At 60.0% G+C, this 18,988-nt stretch carries 17 protein-coding genes; 3 read left to right on the top strand and 14 right to left on the bottom strand.

All coding sequences use genetic code 11. From position 1 onward, the window contains the following. The first annotated feature begins 21 nt into the window (after positions 1–21). Both ACZZ0D_RS08450 and ACZZ0D_RS08445 read left to right on the top strand, forming a co-directional pair. On the top strand, positions 22–759 hold the full coding sequence (locus ACZZ0D_RS08450) for a TorF family putative porin (RefSeq protein WP_463552919.1): 738 nt from the start codon (positions 22–24) through the stop codon (positions 757–759). Between the two features lie 208 nt (positions 760–967). Beyond that, positions 968–2,626: a phosphoethanolamine transferase gene (locus ACZZ0D_RS08445; RefSeq protein ID WP_463552918.1), complete on the top strand. Its 1,659-nt coding sequence runs from the start codon at positions 968–970 to the stop codon at positions 2,624–2,626. A 168-nt stretch (positions 2,627–2,794) separates the two neighbouring features. Here the strand turns inward: ACZZ0D_RS08445 and ACZZ0D_RS08440 are convergent, their stop codons facing one another. The 11 genes from ACZZ0D_RS08440 to ACZZ0D_RS08390 form a co-directional block, all read right to left on the bottom strand. Continuing rightward, positions 2,795–3,067 carry a DUF971 domain-containing protein gene (locus ACZZ0D_RS08440; protein WP_463552917.1) on the bottom strand — a complete coding sequence of 91 codons (273 nt, stop codon included), beginning with the start codon at positions 3,065–3,067 and terminating at the stop codon, positions 2,795–2,797. Next, positions 3,064–4,026, bottom strand: a complete 963-nt coding sequence (locus ACZZ0D_RS08435) for a HEAT repeat domain-containing protein (RefSeq protein ID WP_463552916.1) — start codon at positions 4,024–4,026, stop codon at positions 3,064–3,066. Before ACZZ0D_RS08435 ends, ACZZ0D_RS08440 begins: the two co-directional genes overlap by 4 nt. Continuing rightward, positions 4,023–4,868 (bottom strand): ABC transporter ATP-binding protein, encoded by an 846-nt coding sequence (locus ACZZ0D_RS08430; protein ID WP_463552915.1) that lies wholly within the window; start codon positions 4,866–4,868, stop codon positions 4,023–4,025. Before ACZZ0D_RS08430 ends, ACZZ0D_RS08435 begins: the two co-directional genes overlap by 4 nt. Beyond that, complete coding sequence (locus ACZZ0D_RS08425; protein ID WP_463552914.1) at positions 4,868–5,650, bottom strand: ABC transporter permease; 783 nt, start codon at positions 5,648–5,650, stop codon at positions 4,868–4,870. Before ACZZ0D_RS08425 ends, ACZZ0D_RS08430 begins: the two co-directional genes overlap by 1 nt. A gap of 219 nt (positions 5,651–5,869) precedes the next feature. Continuing rightward, complete coding sequence (locus tag ACZZ0D_RS08420; protein ID WP_463552913.1) at positions 5,870–7,273, bottom strand: ABC transporter substrate-binding protein; 1,404 nt, start codon at positions 7,271–7,273, stop codon at positions 5,870–5,872. 229 nt (positions 7,274–7,502) lie between these two features. Next, positions 7,503–7,748 (bottom strand): 4Fe-4S dicluster domain-containing protein, encoded by a 246-nt coding sequence (locus ACZZ0D_RS08415; protein ID WP_003225615.1) that lies wholly within the window; start codon positions 7,746–7,748, stop codon positions 7,503–7,505. 26 nt (positions 7,749–7,774) lie between these two features. Continuing rightward, positions 7,775–9,505, bottom strand: a complete 1,731-nt coding sequence (locus ACZZ0D_RS08410) for a fumarate reductase/succinate dehydrogenase flavoprotein subunit (RefSeq protein WP_122600338.1) — start codon at positions 9,503–9,505, stop codon at positions 7,775–7,777. Continuing rightward, positions 9,502–10,254 (bottom strand): GntR family transcriptional regulator, encoded by a 753-nt coding sequence (locus ACZZ0D_RS08405; RefSeq protein ID WP_016774450.1) that lies wholly within the window; start codon positions 10,252–10,254, stop codon positions 9,502–9,504. Before ACZZ0D_RS08405 ends, ACZZ0D_RS08410 begins: the two co-directional genes overlap by 4 nt. 183 nt (positions 10,255–10,437) lie before the next feature. Then, complete coding sequence (locus tag ACZZ0D_RS08400) at positions 10,438–11,403, bottom strand: Gfo/Idh/MocA family protein (RefSeq protein WP_463552912.1); 966 nt, start codon at positions 11,401–11,403, stop codon at positions 10,438–10,440. 10 nt (positions 11,404–11,413) lie between these two features. Next, positions 11,414–12,301, bottom strand: a complete 888-nt coding sequence (locus ACZZ0D_RS08395) for a Dyp-type peroxidase (protein ID WP_463552911.1) — start codon at positions 12,299–12,301, stop codon at positions 11,414–11,416. Positions 12,302–12,799: 498 nt separating this feature from the next. After that, positions 12,800–13,879 carry an AraC family transcriptional regulator gene (locus ACZZ0D_RS08390; RefSeq protein WP_463552909.1) on the bottom strand — a complete coding sequence of 360 codons (1,080 nt, stop codon included), beginning with the start codon at positions 13,877–13,879 and terminating at the stop codon, positions 12,800–12,802. A 211-nt stretch (positions 13,880–14,090) separates the two neighbouring features. Between ACZZ0D_RS08390 and ACZZ0D_RS08385 the strand changes: the two genes are divergently transcribed. Further along, entirely contained in the window at positions 14,091–15,038 is a 948-nt protein-coding gene (locus ACZZ0D_RS08385; RefSeq protein WP_212544548.1) for a SphA family protein, read from the top strand. 287 nt (positions 15,039–15,325) lie between these two features. Here ACZZ0D_RS08385 and ACZZ0D_RS08380 read toward each other — a convergent pair whose 3' ends face one another. Genes ACZZ0D_RS08380 through ACZZ0D_RS08370 form a run of 3 tightly spaced genes read right to left on the bottom strand, consistent with a single transcriptional unit; the run spans position 15,326 to position 18,980 of the window. Next, positions 15,326–16,381: a substrate-binding domain-containing protein gene (locus tag ACZZ0D_RS08380; protein WP_212544549.1), complete on the bottom strand. Its 1,056-nt coding sequence runs from the start codon at positions 16,379–16,381 to the stop codon at positions 15,326–15,328. A gap of 24 nt (positions 16,382–16,405) precedes the next feature. Continuing rightward, on the bottom strand, positions 16,406–17,431 hold the full coding sequence (locus ACZZ0D_RS08375; RefSeq protein WP_053119568.1) for an ABC transporter permease: 1,026 nt from the start codon (positions 17,429–17,431) through the stop codon (positions 16,406–16,408). Then, positions 17,424–18,980: a sugar ABC transporter ATP-binding protein gene (locus ACZZ0D_RS08370; protein WP_463552908.1), complete on the bottom strand. Its 1,557-nt coding sequence runs from the start codon at positions 18,978–18,980 to the stop codon at positions 17,424–17,426. Before ACZZ0D_RS08370 ends, ACZZ0D_RS08375 begins: the two co-directional genes overlap by 8 nt. Positions 18,981–18,988 lie beyond the last annotated feature (8 nt).

Genomic DNA, 18,988 nt, shown 5'->3' with positions numbered 1-18,988 from the left:
ATCACAACATCGGGACTTCACATGAAAGCCTTGCCCCTTTTCGCCCTGAGTTTCTTGAGCGTGCTGCCCTTGAGCAGCTTTGCGATCCCTTTGAACGATGACTTTGCTGTGTTGGTGGATCTCACTTTAGCCAGCGACTACCGCACCCGTGGCATCTCGCAAACCCAGAATGACCCTGCCGTGCAGGCCGGTCTGACCCTTGCCCACAGCAGCGGTCTGTACCTCGGCGCGTGGAGTTCGAACGTCGATTTCGGCGGCGGTCTGAAAACCCGTCAGGAAGTCGATTACTACGCAGGTTGGCTGTGGCAAGCGACCGAAGCGGTCAGCCTCGATCTGGGCTACATCAAGTACGCCTACCCCAAGGAAAGCCAGTTCAACCAAGGTGAGGTCTACGGAATTCTCGGCGTGTACGGGGTGAAACTGGCGGCGTATTACTCCAACGACGCGCCGGGGATCGATAGCAAGCAGAACTCGCTGTACACCTACATCGGTTACGAAACCGAGTTGCCGTACGACTCGGGATTGAAGCTGCGTTACGGCAATATGGATTTCAAGGATCCGTATTTGTATTCGGCGTCCGGCAGCGCTGAAGACTCGTACCGCGAATGGGAGGTGAAACTCACCCACAATCTGGCGGGTGTAGTGCTGGGCCTGAGCTATATCGATACCGACCTCTCACAGAGCCAATGCCTGAGCAACTGGGGCTTCAAAGACGTCTGCACCGCGACCGTGGTTGCCAGCCTAAGCAAATCCTTCTGACAAATCGACCCCCTGTAGGAGCTGCCGCAGGCTGCGATCTTTTGATCTGCATCTTTAAAAACAGGATCAAAAGATCGCAGCCTGCGGCAGCTCCTACAGGGCTTGCGTTTGACTTGTTACAGGATGTTTACGGAATTTTTACTATTGTTCTTCTACAGTTACACGCGCAACCGTGTGTGTTTTCTATTTGAGTAGAGGAAAAATGCGAATGGCTTTGGGCAACGGACTGCGTTTACCGTCCATCACTTCTACCCGACTGGTGCTGTTGTTTTCCTTGGCACTGGTCGCGCTGTACAACCTGGCGACCTGGAAGGCGCTGGGCACGCTGATCACCCTGCAAGGCGCGCACAAACTGGCGTTTCTCGCCTCATTCGGGCTGTTTTTGTGGGCAGCCATCACCCTGCTGCTGACGTTGGTGTCGTTCCGCTGGACGCTGAAACCGGCGCTCACCGTGGTCGCCCTGCTCTCGGCCTGCGCCGCGTATTTCATGAATGAATACGGGATCACCATCGACACGGTGATGATCCAGAACGTCTTCGAAACCAACCCGTCCGAAGCCACCGCGCTGTTCAACGGCAAATTGTTGACCTATGTGCTGCTGCTCGGCGTACTGCCGGCGGTGTTGATCTGGCGTTGGCCGGTGAGTTATCGGCCGTTCTTTCGCGGGTTGCTCAACAAGGTTCTGGTGATCGTCGGTTGCGTGCTGGTAATCGCCGCATCGGTGGGCACGTTCTATTCGACTTACGCGCCGATCTTTCGCGAAGAAGACAAGCTCACCCACTTCATCAACCCGACCAACTACATCTACGCAATCAGCAAATACACCAAGCAACGCCTGGGCATCAAAAAGCACTTCGTGGTGCAGGCCATCGGCGAAGACGCGGTGATGAACGCCAAAGCGGCCAGCCGCGAGAAAAAATCGCTGATGGTGTTTGTGGTCGGCGAAACCGCCCGGGCCGATCATTTCTCGCTGAACGGTTATGAACGCGAGACCAATCCAGAGCTGAGCAAACTCGATATTCTCAACTTCACTCAAGTGCATTCCTGCGGTACGTCGACGGCGGTGTCGGTGCCGTGCATGTTCTCGATGTTCCCGCGTGAGGATTACAGCGACAAGAAAGGCAAGACCTACGAAGGCCTGCTCGACATTCTTCAACGGGTTGGCGTGCAAGTGTTGTGGCTAGACAACAACAGCGATTGCAAAGGCACCTGCCTGCGCGTGCCGCATCGCGACATCGCGAAGAATCAACCGGGGCCGTTCTGCGACGGCAATAACTGCCTCGACGAAGCATTGCTGCAGGACTTGCAAAGCTACATCGACAGCCTCAAGGGCCACGCGATCATCGTCCTGCACGCCGACGGCAGCCACGGCCCGGAATACTACGAGCGCTATCCGCAAGCGCTGGAGCGCTTTAAACCGATCTGCCACACCAATCAGTTGGGCAGTTGCAGTCGCGATGAACTGGTGAATGTCTACGACAACACGATTCTGTATACCGACCATTTCCTCGCCAAGGTGATCGAGTTGCTCAAGCGCAATCAGGCGACGCTGGATACATCAATGATTTACGTGTCCGATCACGGCGAATCACTGGGTGAGAACGGGCTGTATTTGCATGCGGCGCCGTATGCATTGGCGCCGGAAGCGCAGACGCATGTGCCGATGGTGATGTGGTTTGGTGATCACACACTGGCCAATGAAGGGATTGATCGCGGTTGCCTGCAGGGCAAGACCGGGGAAGCCGGTTTGAGCCACGACAACCTGTTTCATTCGGTGCTCGGGTTGTTTGAAGTGAAGACGTCGCTGTATCAACCGGGGCTGGATATTTTCCACGGCTGCCGGCCCTCAATGACAGCCGCGCAATAACCCGACTGGCTGATTGCTGATTGCTGATTGCTGATTGCTGATTGCTGATTGCTGATTGCTGATTGGCAATGATCAATGTAGGAGCTGCCGAAGGCTGCGATCTTTTGATCTTGATTATAAAAAACAGGATCAAAAGATCGCAGCCTTCGGCAGCTCCTACAGGGATTGTCATAGGTTTGCCAGATAGGCCCACGGGTAGATGCCGCGTTGGTGGCCGTCGCTGAACACCAGTTGCACGCCGTAGCCTTGGGGGTTTAGCTCGATCAGGCGCACTCGGTCATCTACCAGCGGCACCATGCCTTTGAGGCGAAACGCGCGGCATTGCGAACACGGGCACTGGCGGCGCAGTTCGGCGTGGTTGAGTTGCTGTTCGCGGCCGTCCGGCCAGTTCAGGCGCAGCGTTCGTTCACTTTGTGAATTACCGACGGACAACGGGTTCATTGCAGCTGACTCAAGGCGATGCGCACGGCTTTGCGCACTTCCGGGTCGCCGTCATCCTGCGCGGCCTGCAACGCGGCGACGGCACCGCGATCATTCAGTTCACCCAAGGCCAGTGCGGCTTCTTTGCGCAGGTTGCTAATGCGATGGCCGAGGGTTTCGATTAATGCGTCCAGCGCCGGAGCGAAACGCAGGCGACCGAGGCTGCGCGTGGCACGCAAACGTACCTGCCAATAGTCATCGCTCAAGGCGTCAACCAGTGCTGAGCCCGCGTCAATGTGGCCGATCTTGCCCAACGTGGTCGCGGCTTCTTCGCGCACTTGCCAGGCGTTGTCCTGCAAGGCCTGACGCAGTGCTGGCAGAACTTCAGCGCTGGAGGCGAGGCCCAATGCACCGGTAGCGGCGCGGCGCACTTCGGTGTCGGGATCGTCGCTGGCCAATCTTGCTAATGCCGGTAACGCGTCGAGTTGCTTGAGCCAGCCGAGTACGCCTACCGCTTCACGACGAACGCTGGCATCGGCATCGTTCAGCGCCGAGAGCGCAGCGGGTGCGGCATCGGCGAATCGCAGTTCACGCAATGCACGGAACGCCGCAATACGAACGCTTACATCAGCGTGATCAGTCCACGGCAGAATCACCCGCCCCGCCGCTTCGGTTTTGAGCAGGCTCAAACTCTGCGCGGCAGCGGATTGCACCGAGGGCGCGGGATCAGTCAACGCCTCGCACAAGGCTTGCACGACGTCTTCATCTTCCCAGGCTTCCAGCAATCGCGCGGCTTCAGCCCGGACTTCTTCGGCGGGGTCCTGGCCCAAGCGATCAACCAGCCAGAGCAGGCCATCCGGCTCTTCAAGATCGGCCAGATCAATCAGGGCAATGCGCCGTACCCCGGCGTCTTCAGCGGTCAGACGCGGTTGCAGGGCGAGGATGTCAACGTTATCGGTCACAGCAAAAATAGAGGTCATAGGGCAAATCGCGGCAAAGGGTTTTCGGGAGGCAGACCGAGCGGGTTGAGGCGCGGCAGCGGTCGGTCGTCGTGGCGCAGCAGGTCGAGGCAGTGGCGTTTGAGGCGCGAGAATTCAGGGCTGGTGACCAGCTCGCTGGTGCGCGGTCGGGCAAAGTCGAGGCGCAAATCTTCTATGATTCGCCCCGGCCGTGCGCTCATCACCAGCAAGCGGTCGGCAAGAAATAGCGCCTCGTCGATGTCATGGGTGACGAACACCACGGTGGTGCGGATGCGCGTCCAGATGTCCAGCAACAGCTCTTGCATGTTCAGCCGGGTCAGCGCATCCAGCGCGCCGAATGGCTCGTCCATCAGCAACAGGCGCGGGCGATTGACCAGCACACGGGCGATTTCCACGCGTTGCTGCATGCCGCCAGAGAGCTGATCGGGCCAGCGCTCGGCGAAGCCTTCGAGGCCGACCAGTTTGAGAATGTCGTCGGCGGCGCGATGCCGTTCAGCTTTGCCAATGCCGCGCATCTTCAGGCCGAAAGCGACGTTGTCGCGCACCGTACGCCACGGGAACAGCGTGTGATGCTGGAACACCATGCCGCGCTGCGGTGACGGGCCAGACACTTCACCGCCATCGACTTTCAGGCTGCCGGCGTGAGCGCTCAAATGCCCGGCCAATGCACCGAGCAACGTCGATTTGCCGCAACCGGACGGGCCGAGAATGCACACGAACTGGCCGGGCTCGATCTGGCAATCGAGGCCTTGCACCGCTTCAAAGGCTTCGCGACCTTCGCCGAGGACGATGGACAATTGGCGAATGTCGATCCGCCCTTCCGGGGTTTGCATGACGCTCATCAGGCTTTTCCTCGCGGTCGATGCCAAGGCGTGAACAACCCGCCCAGACGTTTGATCAGCAGACTGCTGCCCATGCCCAAGACGCCGATCAGCAGCATGCCGACGACGATGTCGGCGTAGTTCTGAATGGTGTAGGACTCCCAGGTGTAATACCCGATGCCGAACTGGCCGGAGATCATTTCCGCCGTGACCAGGCAGAACCATGAAGTGCCCATGCCGATCGCCAAACCGGTGATGATGCTTGGCGCAGCGCCGGGCAGGATCACTTCCAGCAGGATCGCCGAGCGCCCTGCCCCGAGGCTTTTTGCTGAGGCGATCAAGCGCGGGTCGACGCCTTCGACGCCGTGCACGGTGTTCAGCAGGATCGGGAACAACGCGCCGGTGAAGGTGATGAAGACCATCGACAATTCGGAGGACGGGAACATCAGAATCGCCAGCGGAATCCAGGCGACGGCGGGGATTGGGCGCAGGACTTCCAGCGGTGGCAGCAGCAAGTCTTCGGCCCATTTTGAACGGCCGATGGCGAGGCCCAGGGCGATGCCGATCACCAGTGCCGCGAGGTAGCCGGCGAAGACGCGGCTGAGGCTGGCGGTTAGGTGTTGCAGGAGCTTGCCGGAGTCGCCGAGGCCCAGCGCGGCTTCGATCACCGCGATGGGTGTCGGCACGTTGGCGAAGGTGACGAGGCCGAGGTTCCAGTGGTGGCTGGCGGCGAGTTGCCAGAACAGTAGGCAGAGCAGCAGTGATGCGGCTCTGGATGTCCAGCGTAGGGTGGGTGATTTCATGGATCGGGTTTCCGGTTGTGGAGCTGTGGTGTGGCTGATATTTACCCCCTCACCCCAGCCCTCTCCCCCAGGGGGGCGAGGGGGAAAGGGAGCCGATCTCCGAGCTTTTCAAAACCCGAGTTCGACTCGGTATTTCAAGTCGGCGTACTTCGCCCAAACACCTCGATCAGTCCCCTCTCCCTCCGGGAGAGGGCTAGGGTGAGGGGCTCTTGATCTTCATCAACGCGAGGCAACGGCTTGGGTGGTGGCATCGGTGAAGTCAAAGACTTTGCCGCCCTGCGCCGAGGCAAATTGCTGAGCCTGGCCTTTGAGCAGGAAGGCGCTCAAGCGCCCCTTGGCATCACTGGCAAACCACGCCTGCTCAGCCAACAACTTGATCCCGCTATCACTGGCCTGCGCATACACCGCCCGAACGTTTTTACCTTCTTGCTTCAACGCCGCCAGCGCAGTAAACGCCTCTTCCGCCGAGGCGTATTGGCGCACTTTGTCCTCACCGCGCACCCAGATTTCGGCGACATGGCTAACGTCAGTGATTGCTTCTCCCGTTACCGCATCCGTGCTCTTCAACGGCGTCTGCGCGTAATCCGCCAGCTGCGCCGTGTAATCCAGACCCGACGCTTTGAACGCCGCACGAATATATTGATCGTCAATGAAGTTGTTCAGATCGAGCCCGCGATCGGCCTTCTTCAGCAGCTTCAGCGTATCGATCGCCGTACCCACCGCCTGACGATATTCCGGCTTCCAGCTCAGGTCGCGGGTCTGCACACCAAGCGGGCCGTGGAACAGGTAGTTCACCTCAGCATCGACGCCGGTGACTTTGGCGATCAGCTCGCTGTACTTCTCAGGCTCAGTGGTGAGCAACTGATTGGCCTCGATGCTCGCACGCAGATAAGCGACGACGACTTCCGGGTACTTCTTCGCATACGCCTGATCCACCAGCGCACCATGGAACGTCGGCGCATTGGCCTGGGCGCCGTCATAAATCTTGCGCGCGAAACCCCGGCTCGGGAACAGTTCGGCGAACGGCACAAAATCAGCGTGAGCGTCGATTTTGCCGGCCTGCAACGCGGAGCCGGCGACTTCCGGCGGCTGGGCGATGATGTTCACATCTTTCAGTGGATCCCAGCCCTGCGCCGCGACGGCACGCAGCAACATGCCGTGCGCGGTGGAAGCGAACGGCACGGAAATGGTCTTGCCCTTGAGCTCGCTCAGCGACTGCACACCCGATGCGCTCGGCACGACAATGCCGTTGCCGCTGCCCTTGATGCTGCCCGACAGCACGCTGATAAACAGGCTGTGCTTGCCGGCGGTTTCAAACGCCACGCCGTTGAACGCACCGGGGAAATCGGCCATGGCGCCGAAGTCGAGTTTGCCGGCGACCATCTCGTTGGTCAGCGGTGCGCCGCTGGTGAAGTTCTTCCACTGCACGTCGTACTTGGCGTCTTTGTAAGTGCCGTCGTGGGGCAGGTATTTGTCGAGCAGTCCGAGTTCACGAATCAACAACCCGCCGGCGGCGCAGTTGATGGTGGTGTCCTGGGTGCCGATGGCGATGCGGATGGTTTCAGCCGAGGCCGACAAGGTGAACGAAGCCAGTACCAGACCGGCGATTGCTGCACGCAACATGGTTGTTTCCCCTCGAATCATTTATTTGAGTTCGTCTCCGCCGCGATCAGGGCGCGGTGGGAAACGAGGGGTGTTTTTCAATTCAGCGTCCGGGGTTCACCGGATGGCTTTGGGGTGTCGTAGATCTACTGTAGGAGTGAGCCTGCTCGCGATAGCGGTGGGTCAGATTTAGATGTGCTGGCTGACACACCGCTATCGCGAGCAGGCTCACTCCTACAGGGATCGGGTTTCAACGCAGGAGATAGGGGATGTCGACCTTGACGGCACCCGTCGGGCAATCCTTCTCGCACGGCATGCAGTACCAACATTCATCGAACGCCATGTAGGCCTTCTGCGTCGCCGGATTAATCGCCAGCAAGTCCATCGGGCAGACATCCACACACACGGTGCAGCCCTTTTCGGCGATGCATTTGTCCTCATCGACGGTGACGGGGGCGTTGGAGCGGAAGAAGATTTCTTGAGCTTGATAGGCCATGGTTCGGACTCTCTTTCAGGTGTGCATCAAGCGGCAAAGGCGCCGACCCGCAAACGGTCGTAGGCCTGCATTTCTTCGGCATCGAGCGGGATGATGTAAGGCTCGACGGCTTTCTTGAAACTGGTCATCTGACCGTCATCGCCCTTCTTCAAGTGGCAATGGCAGAACCACTCGCTGTCGTTGCGCTGCGGGTGATCGACACGATAGTGATACAGACCCCAACGACTTTCCGCTCGGAACAACGAGGCGCGCGCAGCCATTTCGGCGCAGTCGCGAATCACGCTGGTTTCCATGGCGCGCATCAGTTCGTGGGCGTTGTTGGCTTTCATCTGCTCAAGATCGCGCTCAATGTCGCTGAAGCGTTGCAAGCCGATCTGCATTTTCTTGGTCACTTTCGGCGGTTGCAGGTAATCGTTGACGAAGCGCCGCAGCTTGTATTCGACCTGCGCCGGCGGCAGACCGTGTTCGCGATCCAGCGGCGCGTAGACCCGGGCTTTTTCTTTCTCGATCTGCTCGGCATCCAGCGCAGAAAACTCGCGCCCGGCGACAAAATCCGCAGCGTTGTGCCCGGCAAACCAGCCGTAGGTGAAGGCGCCAAGCATGTAGTTGTGTGGCACGGCCGCCATGTCACCCGCCGAGTACAAGCCTTTCACCGAGGTTTCCGCGCGTTCGTTGACCCACACGCCAGACGCCGAGTGACCACTGCAAAAACCGATTTCGGAGATGTGCATTTCAACCATTTGCGTGCGGTAATCAGTGCCGCGATTGGCGTGAAACTGGCCGCGACTCGGGCGCTCGTTGCTGTGGAGGATTTCCTCGATGTTCTGGATGGTTTCTTCGGCCAGGTGATCGAGTTTGAGGAACACCGGGCCGTTGCCACTCTCCAGTTCCTGATGAAACTCCCACATCATCTGCCCGCTCCAGTAGTCGCACTCGATGAAGCGTTCGCCCTTGTTGTTGGCGGTGTAGCCGCCCAGCGGGCCGGTGACGTAAGCGCAGGCCGGGCCGTTGTAATCCTTGATCAGCGGGTTGATCTGGAAGCACTCGAGGTTGGCCAGTTCGGCGCCGGCGTGATAGGCCATCGCGTAGCCGTCGCCGGCATTGGTCGGGTTTTCGTAGGTGCCCATCAGGTAGCCCGACGATGGCAGGCCGAGTCGCCCGGCAGCGCCGCAGGCGAGGATCACCGCTTTGGCTTTGATCACATGAAAGTCGGCGGTGCGGCAGTCGAAGCCCATCACCCCGTTGACGGTGCCCTCCTCGTCGGTCAGCAACCGCGTGCAGACGAGGCGATTGGTGATGCTCACTCGTGCACGTTTCAACTGGCGATAGAGGACTTTTTTGATGTCGTGCCCTTCCGGCATCGGCAGCACGTAGGCGCCCATGTGATGGACTTTTTTCACTGCGTAATCGCCGGTTTCGTCCTTCTCGAACTTCACGCCCCAGCGGTCGAGTTGCTCGATGGTTTCGAAGCTGTGCGTCGCGTAGGCGTACACCGCAGCTTGGTTGACGATGCCGTCATTGGCGATGGTGATTTCCTTGGTGTACTGCTCCGGCGTCGAGTGGCCGGGGATGATCGCGTTGTTCAGGCCGTCCATGCCCATGCTGATCGCGCCGCTGCGTTTGACGTTGGCCTTGTCGACCAGCAACACGCGCAAGTCGCGGTTCTTTTCTTTGGCCTTGATGGCGGCCATCGGCCCGGCAGTGCCGCCGCCGATGACGACGATGTCGTATTCCTGTTCGAGAACGTTGCGGGTCATGCCTGCTCCCCTTTTTGCCGATCGATCCGCAGGCGGTACTGGAACGCATCGCCACGATAGTAAAGGTGTTCGAAGTCCAGCGGCTGGCCCTGTGCGTCGTGGGTCAGACGTTCGATGCGCATGATCGGCGAGCCAGCCTCGACGTTCAGCGCCTGGGTCAGGTCGCTGTCGGCCAGCACTGCGTCGATGGCCAGATCGGCGTGACCGAGGGCGATGCCACAGTCGTTTTCGAGGATCAGAAAGATGTCGCGGGTGACCAGATCAGCCTTCTCCAACCGCTCGCCGACGGCTTTGGGCAGGTAGGTGATTTCAAGCGAAATCGGCTCACGATTGATCAGGCGCACGCGTTTGATCTGCGCGACGATCTCGCCTTCGGCCACCTGCAAACGCTCGGCGACACGCTTGTCGGCCGGGATGAATTTGAAGCTGCGCAGGCGGTTGATCACCTCGTAACCGCGCCCGGTCATGGACTCGGCGAGGCCTTGCAGGCTGCTGACGTTTTGAAAGGTTTTCGGCTTGGCGACGAAGGTGCCTTTGCCGTGGATCTTGAAGATCAGGCCTTCCTTTTGCAGATCGCCGAGCGCCTGACGCACGGTGATGCGGCTGACTTTGAACAGCGCACCGAGTTCGCTTTCGGAGGGCATCTGGCTGTCTTGCGGGTATTCGCCGTCGAGGATGCGCGCACGGAGGACGTCGCGTAGCTGGGTGTGCAGAGGAACGCTACTGAGGGAAAGAACGTTATCGGTCATCGCGGGATCACTTGTTATAACGAGTTATGACGTGATCTTAGAGTTGTTATGACAAGGTTAGAAATATTGTTTGGGCATAACCTTAGATTCGGTGTTGAAAATCAAAAGATCGCAGCCTTCGGCAGCTCCTACATGAGACCGCGATCCCCTGTAGGAGCTGCCGAAGGCTGCGATCTTTTGATCTTAACGTTTGAGGATCTGATCCATGACCCAATCAGTCTTGAGCGCTTGCTCGGCGACTGCAGGGTGTTGTGAATCACCCCGAATATGCGCATTCATACCCAGCACGTGATGCCACTGGATGTGTTCGTGATGGGGGATTTCCAGGCTGACGACTTCATCTGCATGCAGTTGCACGGGATGCTCATCAAACACCGAAAAACTGATCCTCCCCAGGCTGCCGATGATCTCGACACGATCCTCGCGCCGATCCGCGACAAAGCTCCAGCAGCCCATGCCCAACGCCCCGGAGGCGAATCGCCAACTGGCGCTGACGGCATCTTCCGCCGCATACAAACCCGCCTGTCGCGCCGTGAATCCGGCCACTTCAACGATATCGCCGAGCAGATACTGAAACAGGTCAAAACCGTGGCTGGCCAGATCGGCAAAATAACCGCCACCGGCTACCGCAGGATCGGTGCGCCAGTTGTCGCGGCCATCGAGATCAACCGGCGACGGCGCTTTCGTCAGCGTCCAGCTCAGATGTCGAACCTCACCGATGCGCCCCTCCTCCAGCCACTGCCGCACCTGCGCAAAGCGCGGCAACGAACGGCGATAGTAGGAAACGAACAGGTGCAAACCAGCGTCGGCAAATGCCCGCTGCATCTCGCGGCTTTGCCCGGCGTTCAGCGCCATGGGTTTTTCCACGCAGCAATGTTTGCTGGCGGCAGCGACTTTCAGGCTGTAGGCATGGTGGCTGTCGGGTGGCGTGGCGATGTACACCGCGTCGACCTCGGGATCGTTGATCAGCGCATCGACGTCGGTGTAGACCCGCGCGATGCCGTGGCGCGCAGCGTAGTCAGCCACCGCTTCAAGGCGTCGGCCCATCACCGCCACCAGCGCAGAACCGGGCGCTTTGTAGAAGGCCGGCCCGCTCTTGCGTTCAGCGACGCTGCCGCACCCGATCATGCCCCAACGCACCACGTTCATTGTTATTCCTTTAGCCGATGCGCAAGGCGCGCAGATCGAGGTGACCATCCTTCAACGGCGGGCACCAGTAGTAGCCACCAGTGATCGGCCGGCTGATGCGATACAGACCGTCGGTGATGCCATCTTCCAGACCGCTCATGCGTCGCAGTTGTGCTTCGAAGGCATCCAGCGAGAAGCCGAACGCGAGGAACATCAGGCCCGCACGATCGCCTTCAATCCACGGCATCGAACGGCGCACGACGAACGCTTCCGGCGCGAAGCTTTCCTGCGCGGTGCGTTTGACGTGGGCCGAAATCGGCGCGTCGTCAATCTCTTCGTTGTCGCTGAGGCGACGGCCCATGATGTTGTCTTTGTCATCGGCGGAGAGTTTGTGGAAACCCTTGAGATCGTGCTGCCACTGCTGGATTGCGGCGAAGCTGCCGCCGACCATGCCGTCAGTGCCGGCGCTTTGCAGGGCGGCGGCGATGGCGGCTTCGTCGTGCGGGTTTTCGGTGCCGTCTTCGTAGCCGGTCAGGTCGTGGCCGTCCTTGTGGCGGAAGGCTTCCTGCATCTCAACCAGGCGCAGGGCCGGGGCCAGCGCGGCTTCAAGGGTGTTGCAACGGTTGAGCAATTCACCACGGTCGACGCCGTGCAGCCAGACCCACAGCGCATGCTGGGTCGACGGGTTTTCCACGCCGACGCCGGACATCGCCGGGAAGCTGCGCAGGCCGTCAATCTGGACGTTGAGGGCCTTGACCAGGGATTCACCGAAACCGACCACCGCCGACTTGCCGTCCACCAGATTCATCAGGTTGTCGATCGCCTGCGGCAGCGCTTCAACTGACTGAAGCGCGAAAAACAGGTGACGTGCTTGCGCAGGAACAGGGGTGGCGAGAATGCCCGGCTGGTAGTAACTCATGTGAACTCCTTGGAAAGTGCGCGGGAGTTTACCTGTGGCCGGAGGATTTGTGTGGGTTTGGATGGCGGCAGAAGCCCCTCACCCTAGCCCTCTCCCAAAGGGAGAGGGAACTGAATGGGGGATATTTGAGAGGTACGCCGACTTGGATGTGCGGTTGGGAATCCATAATCGACACAAAACGTTCAGGTCGATGTATGAAGCAAGACACCTTGATCGGCCGTTTGCCCTCACCCTAGCCCTCTCCCAAAGGGAGAGGGAACTGAATGGGGGATATTTGAGAGGTACGCCGACTTGGATGTGCGGTTGGGAATCCATAATCGACACAAAACGTTCAGGTCGATGTAACTCGCAAAACACCTCGGCCGGCCATTTCCCCTCACCCTAGCCCTCTCCCAAAGGGAGAGGGAACTGAATGGGGGATATTTGCGAGGTACGCCGACTTGAACGTGCTGCTGTGAATCCATAATCGACGCGAAACGTTCAGGTCGATGTATGAAGCTAGACACCTCGGTCGGCCCCCTCTCCCTCTGGGAGAGGGCTGGGGTGAGGGTTTGCGTCATTGCGCCACGCACTCGGACTCATCCCCGTCCAGCGCTTGAACGCCCGGCGAAAACTGCGCACATCGCTGTAGCCCACCTCTTCGGTAATCCGCTCGATCGGCATGTCCGGGTTCGCCAGCAGACTCATCGTCCGCGCCTGCCGGACTTGCTCCAGCAGCGCCTCAAACGTCAGCGCATGCTCGGTCAACCGTCGGCGCAAGGTGCGGCTGCTCATGTTCAAATCGCCGGCAATCTTTTCGATATGACTGCCGCTGCTCAAATCCCGCGCAATCGCCCGCTCCACCGCCTGAATCAGATCAAGCTTCTGATGCACCTGCGCCGCTTCCAGCTCCAGCAGTTTCACTGCCTGCCGCAGCGCCAGCGAATGGTGATTGGGCAAGTTCACATCGAGCCAGCGCACATCGATCAACATGCGATTGTGCAGGCAACCGAAGCGCACATTCGGCCCGAGCAGTCGGTGATATTCACTGAGGTAATCCGGCGCGGCATGCACAAACTCCACCGCAATCGGCGCAAAATCAGCCCCGGCTAGCGCCCGGCCGTACACCAGCAAACTGGCAAAAAACTCCTCGACCGCGAACACCTGCACTTCGGCGAACGGCAACCGACAATCAGCATCAAGGTGCACCTGATCGCCAACCACATCGACACTCGACACCACAATCCCGCCCGACGTGTGCTGATGACGAATGCCCAAGGCAAACGCATCGCGCAAAGTCTTGCACAGCGACAACACATGCCCGAGCAAGCCCAACGTGCCCAGCACATTTTGTGCGCCCACCCATAAGCCGAGACCCTGATTGGGCAGCACTTTTAACGCGCGCTGAATCATCGCCACAGCCTGGCGATAGGAAATCCGCTGCGCCGGATCCTGCAGGTCTTCAAGGGTAAAACCCAGGCCACGGCACAGGCTCTCGGGCTCGACGCCCTTGTTCTGCGCGACTTCGGCGAGGGTTTGCAGGAGGAACGGCGACACTAGCGCCAGTTCGTAGGTCGGATCGACAACTTTCATGTTCATGGCGGCGAGACATTCCGGATCAGGCTTGATTGTTATTTTTGTAACCGGTTATGTCGAAGGAAGTTAGCACAGGCTTGACGGACTGTCCGCAGAAGTCCCCCTCAGTGTCCGCCAATACCCTGCCCTGACAGGCGCCAACGGCTTATTTCTATAGTGCCGGGCGTGCTGCGTACCGGCGTTGCGTCACAACACAATAATAATGAGGACGGATATGCACCCGAACCGCGCGACATTCCCCTTGCGCCTGGCCCTTTCCTTGCTGGGCTGCGCCGCGACTGTACCGGCGCTGGCCACCGAAGCCGGCGTCGACAACATCGGCCCCGGCACCGATGGTTTCTTCATGCTGCCGCTGGAAGTCGACAGCCTTCCGGAAAACATGGTCGCGTTCAACGTCTACTACAACCACTACAAGTCGACCAAGCTCAACATCAGTTCGCTGGGCGGCAAGGTGCCGAATGTTGAAATTGAATCGACGGCGGTGATTCCGCGCCTCGACTACCTGAGCCCGGTGCGCGTGTTCGGTGGGCGTCTGGCCGGCTACATCGCACAGCCGTGGTTGAAGCAGGAAGTCTCGGTGTTCGGCCTCAGCGACACGCGCGAAGGCATGGGCGACACCACCGTCGCGCCGATCATTTTGTGGGACATGGGCAAAAACCTGACCCTCGGCGCGGCCCTGGAAATCACTGTGCCGACCGGCGAATACAGCGTCGATCGGCTGGCCAACACCAGCAACAATTTCTACACCTACAAGCCGCTGTTCTCCTTCACCTGGTTGCCGACGGATAAAACCGAGGTGTCGATGAAGACCACTTACAGCTTCAACGAGAAGAACAAAGACACCGACTACAAGTCCGGGCAGATCTTCCACTTCGATTATTCGGCGAGCTACAAGCTTACCGACGACCTGATGCTCGGGATCAACGGCTACTTTCTCCAGCAAACCACCGACGACAAACAGTTCGGCCACACCGTGCAGTTCGCCGGGCAGGATGTCGACGACGGCGTGCGCGGCAAAGTGTTCGCCATCGGCCCGGCGCTGCACTGGACGTTCCTCAAATACGCCAGCGCAGAGATCCGCTGGGCCAAGGAATTCGACGTGGAAAACCGCCCGGAAGGCGAAATGCTCTGGGCCAAGGTCAGCATCCCCTACGCCTTCTGAAATCTCCTCGCCCTCTGTGGGAGCGGGCTTGCTCGCGAAGGCGCCAGGTCAGGCACCTTCGATGTTGAATGTCGCGGCCTCTTCGTGAGCAAGCCCACTCCCACCTTTGATCCCCGCCATCCACAAATCCCGCCTCCACTCACGATCCAATGTGGGAGCGGGCTTGCTCGCGAAGGCGGCATGTCAGGTATTAGAGGTGTCGCCTGACACTACGCCTTCGCGAGCAAGCTCGGCTCCTACGGACTTGCGGTGTTCATGCGAGCATTTCTACTGCGCAAACAAGCGGCTTAATTCACCACCGGAATCCAAGCCGCCCGCGCCACATCTGCCGTATCGCCAAACGCCGGCAGTTTCTGCGCCAGGTCGCGCACGTTCTTCACGTCGAGATCCAGCAACTGCTGTCGCGTGATCAAGGTCGGTGGCACCAGCACTTGCTGCCCCGGGTTTTCCCCGGCAATCAGCATCGCCAGACTGCGCACGCTGATTGCACCGGCGACTTGTGGATTGACCGCAGCCGTCGCGGCCCATGCGCTGTTCGGTTCTTTCATGATCTGGATATCGGCGGTGGAGATGTCGGCGCTGTAGATTTTCACTTTGCTCGCCAGTCCGGCTTCGTCGACGGCGATTTTCGCGCCTTTGGCGAATTCGTCGAAGGGCGCGAAGATCACGCTGATGTCGGGATTGGCGCGCAGCACGGCGCTGGCCTGATCGGCGACGGAGTTGGCGATTGGCGGGTTGAGCGTGCCGAATCGCGCTTTTTCGATGATCCCCGGATTGGCCTTTTTCACCTGACTCCAGATCTCGTCACGCCGCTCCATCGGGGTGAAACCGCTGATGTACACATAGCCAGCGTCGAAGCGCGTGCCGTTGTCCTTCACCGCTTGATCGAGTGCCAGACGCGCCAGTGCGTGGTGATCCTGCTCAACTTGGGTGACTTGCGGCGTGTTCAGATCAACATCGAAGGCAACGACTTTGATGCCCTTGGCGAGCGCCCGGTCGATCGGGCCTTTGAGAGTTTCGGCCAGACCGAGTTGCACGATGATGCCGTCGACACCGAGGTCAGCCGCCTGATCGATCATCTCGCCCTGACTCGCCGCCTGCTGCCGCGCATCAAACACCCGCAGATTGGCACCGAGCGCTTCAGTCTGTTTCTCCACACCACGCAAATACGCTTCGGGAAAATCCCCGGAAAACAGATAACCCACCAACGCAATCTGCACCTGCCCCTTGTCGAACGGTGCCGGAGCGCCGGGCAATGCCTTGGCCTGCGCGTTAAGCGCCAATACCGAAAGCACCGCGCCGGTGAGGCAGTGGCGCGCGAACTGTTTGATTGAACCGTGCATACAACATCCTTGAATAAAAGCAGCTCAGCGCGCCCGATGCGCGAGGCCGAAGGTGAACATCAGGGCCAGCACCAACACCAGTCCCTTGACGAAATCCTGCGCGTAATACGGCGCATTGAGCATGGTCAGGCCATTGAGCAGCGAGGCGACCAATAGCGCGCCGATCAGCGTGCCAAAGGCGTTGGGTTTCTTCGCGCCGAGCACGGCGAAACCGATCAGCGCGGCGCCGAGCGCGTCGAGCACCAGACCGTTGCCGGAGCTGACATCGCCACGGCCCAACCGCGCCGCGAGCAACAATCCGCCGAGCGACGCCAGCAACGACGACAGCACGTAAGCCAACAGTTTGAAGCGCTGCACCGGCGCCCCGGCCAGCCGCGCAGCCTGCTCGTTGCCGCCGATGGCATAGAACAGCCGACCGATGCGCGTACGTTCGAGAAACAGCCACACCGCCACCGCAACCACCGCAGTGATCAACACCGGTATCGGCACCACCTCCCACAACCGCCCACGGCCCAACGCAAGAAACGCGGCACTGAATGCGCCCTCGGTTTCCTCACCGTTGGGCAGCGTCATGCCCACCGCAATCGAGCGGCCACCGGTAGGAATCAACTGCACGCCGATCACCAGAAACATGCTGCCCAACGTGGCGAGAATGTCCGGCACCCGCAGTTTGACGATGAGCCAACCGTTGAGCAGGCCGACCAGCGCGCCGCCCGCCAGGCTGATCAACACCGCCGGCACCGCGCCCCAACCGAGCACGACCATGACGTAACTGGCGATCATCAGGCTCATCGCCGCGACCGCGCCAATCGACAAATCGAGGCCACCGACGGCCATGGTCAAGGTCACGCCCAAGGCCAGCAGCGCGACAATCGACACCGATTGCAGAATGCTGAACAGATTGCCGACGCGCAGAAACGCCGGCTCTGCGAAGCTGAAAAACACCACGATGGCCGCCAGCAGCCACAACAGCCCATAACGGATCAACGCTTGCAGCAGACGCTCGGCAGGTGCCGGTGCGCTCGATAACAGTGAACTCGAATCAGGCACTCGCTCTGCTCCTTGGCGTGGCGTGAGGGGAATGTTCGGTAACGTCGCTGCCGGCCAATGCCGCGACCAGTTCGGCACGGTTCAGACCGGCGCGCGGGTATTCGGCGACGACGGCGTGATCGCGCACCAGGAGAATTCGATCGGCAATTTCCAGTGCTTCATCGACATCGGCGCAAATCACCAGCGTCGCGCGGCCCTTGGCACTTTCGCGCAGCAGTTGGCCGATTTCGCGGCGGGCGCGGACGTCGACACCCTGGAACGGTTCATCGAGGATCAACACCCGCCCTTCCCCGAGCAGCCAGCGGCCGAGCACAACCTTTTGCTGATTGCCGCCGGACAGCGCAGTCATCGGCACATCGATGCCGGCAGTCTTGATGCCCAGCGCGGCGACCTGCGCTTCGACCGCCGCCGCTTCGGCGCGATTGCGAATAAAACCGCCACGGGTGAAACGCTCCAGAAACGGCAAGGTCAGCGTGCGACGCAGAGAGAAATCCGGCACCAGCGAATGACTGGCGCGATCTTCGGCGGCGTAGAAGACCCCGCTGCGAATCGCCTCCCGAGGCGAACCTGGCTGCCAGTCAACGCCAGCCAATTGCACGCTGCCCTCCGCCAATGAGCGTAAACCGAACAGCACTTCGGCGATCTCGGTTTTGCCGGCGCCGAGCAACCCGGTCAGCACCACCACTTCGTTTTCGTGCAAGGTCAGATCGAAAGCCTTCGAACGCGGCAGCACTTTTATCGCGCTGAGCTTCAGCACTTCCCGCCCTGCCACTTGCGGCGTGTAAACATGCGCGGCCAGTGATTGCCCAAGCATTGCGTGAACCGCCTCGGGCAACTGCCGAGCGCTGAATTCGCCGGCCAACCGCCCGTCACGCAAAACGATCGCGCGATCAGCCACCCGTTGCAGATCGGACAGCCGATGGGAGATGTACAAAATCGCCACACCACGGCTGCGCAACGTATCGATCAAACCAAACAGGCGCTGCGCTTCGGCATCGGATAATGCCGCCGTCGGCTCGTCGAGAATCAGCAAACGCGGTTGCAAGGCAAAGGCGCGAGCGAGCACGACCAATTGCCGCTCGGCCTGGCCAAGGTGTTCGATGGGCTGTTCCAGCGGCAAGCTCAGGCCGAGACCGGCGGCGATACTCGCGGCGCGTTCCAGAAGGCGTTTGCGGTTAAGCCAGAAGTTCGCATCGGGCTTGCACAGCTCATCGAGCAAGAGGTTTTCGGCCACGCTCAAACCCGGCGCGATGCCCTCGTTGATCTGCTGATGCACCGCAACAATCCCGACCCTGCGCGCCGACAGTGGCGAGCTGAAATGGCGCGGCTGGCCCTCGACGAGAATCTCGCCAGCATCCGCGTTTTGACTGCCTGCCAAAATCTTCACCAACGTCGATTTACCGGCGCCATTGGCGCCGAGTAACGCGACCACTTCGGCGGGATAAATCTCAAGGCTGACCCGATCCAGCGCTCGGTTCGAGCCAAACGTTTTGCTCAGTTCACGTACCCGAATCAGTGGCTCAGGTGCCACGGCGACAGGCGCACTCATAAATTTCC

The organism is Pseudomonas sp. AC193 (assembly GCF_979258075.1).
The sequence above is the reverse complement of the archived record's forward strand: the minus strand, read 5'-3'. Positions and strand labels throughout refer to the sequence as shown.

Bases quoted from the DNA above. Each gene is read 5' to 3' on its own strand.
- ACZZ0D_RS08405 (WP_016774450.1), bottom strand. From the start codon at position 10,254: ATGACCGATAACGTTCTTTCCCTCAGTAGCGTTCCTCTGCACACCCAG.
- ACZZ0D_RS08410 (WP_122600338.1), bottom strand. From the start codon at position 9,505: ATGACCCGCAACGTTCTCGAACAGGAATACGACATCGTCGTCATCGGC.
- ACZZ0D_RS08380 (WP_212544549.1), bottom strand. From the start codon at position 16,381: ATGCACGGTTCAATCAAACAGTTCGCGCGCCACTGCCTCACCGGCGCG.
- ACZZ0D_RS08390 (WP_463552909.1), bottom strand. From the start codon at position 13,879: ATGAACATGAAAGTTGTCGATCCGACCTACGAACTGGCGCTAGTGTCG.
- ACZZ0D_RS08420 (WP_463552913.1), bottom strand. From the start codon at position 7,273: ATGTTGCGTGCAGCAATCGCCGGTCTGGTACTGGCTTCGTTCACCTTG.
- ACZZ0D_RS08450 (WP_463552919.1), top strand. From the start codon at position 22: ATGAAAGCCTTGCCCCTTTTCGCCCTGAGTTTCTTGAGCGTGCTGCCC.
- ACZZ0D_RS08445 (WP_463552918.1), top strand. From the start codon at position 968: ATGGCTTTGGGCAACGGACTGCGTTTACCGTCCATCACTTCTACCCGA.
- ACZZ0D_RS08435 (WP_463552916.1), bottom strand. From the start codon at position 4,026: ATGACCTCTATTTTTGCTGTGACCGATAACGTTGACATCCTCGCCCTG.
- ACZZ0D_RS08400 (WP_463552912.1), bottom strand. From the start codon at position 11,403: ATGAACGTGGTGCGTTGGGGCATGATCGGGTGCGGCAGCGTCGCTGAA.
- ACZZ0D_RS08440 (WP_463552917.1), bottom strand. From the start codon at position 3,067: ATGAACCCGTTGTCCGTCGGTAATTCACAAAGTGAACGAACGCTGCGC.
- ACZZ0D_RS08425 (WP_463552914.1), bottom strand. From the start codon at position 5,650: ATGAAATCACCCACCCTACGCTGGACATCCAGAGCCGCATCACTGCTG.
- ACZZ0D_RS08385 (WP_212544548.1), top strand. From the start codon at position 14,091: ATGCACCCGAACCGCGCGACATTCCCCTTGCGCCTGGCCCTTTCCTTG.
- ACZZ0D_RS08395 (WP_463552911.1), bottom strand. From the start codon at position 12,301: ATGAGTTACTACCAGCCGGGCATTCTCGCCACCCCTGTTCCTGCGCAA.
- ACZZ0D_RS08430 (WP_463552915.1), bottom strand. From the start codon at position 4,868: ATGAGCGTCATGCAAACCCCGGAAGGGCGGATCGACATTCGCCAATTG.
- ACZZ0D_RS08415 (WP_003225615.1), bottom strand. From the start codon at position 7,748: ATGGCCTATCAAGCTCAAGAAATCTTCTTCCGCTCCAACGCCCCCGTC.
- ACZZ0D_RS08370 (WP_463552908.1), bottom strand. From the start codon at position 18,980: ATGAGTGCGCCTGTCGCCGTGGCACCTGAGCCACTGATTCGGGTACGT.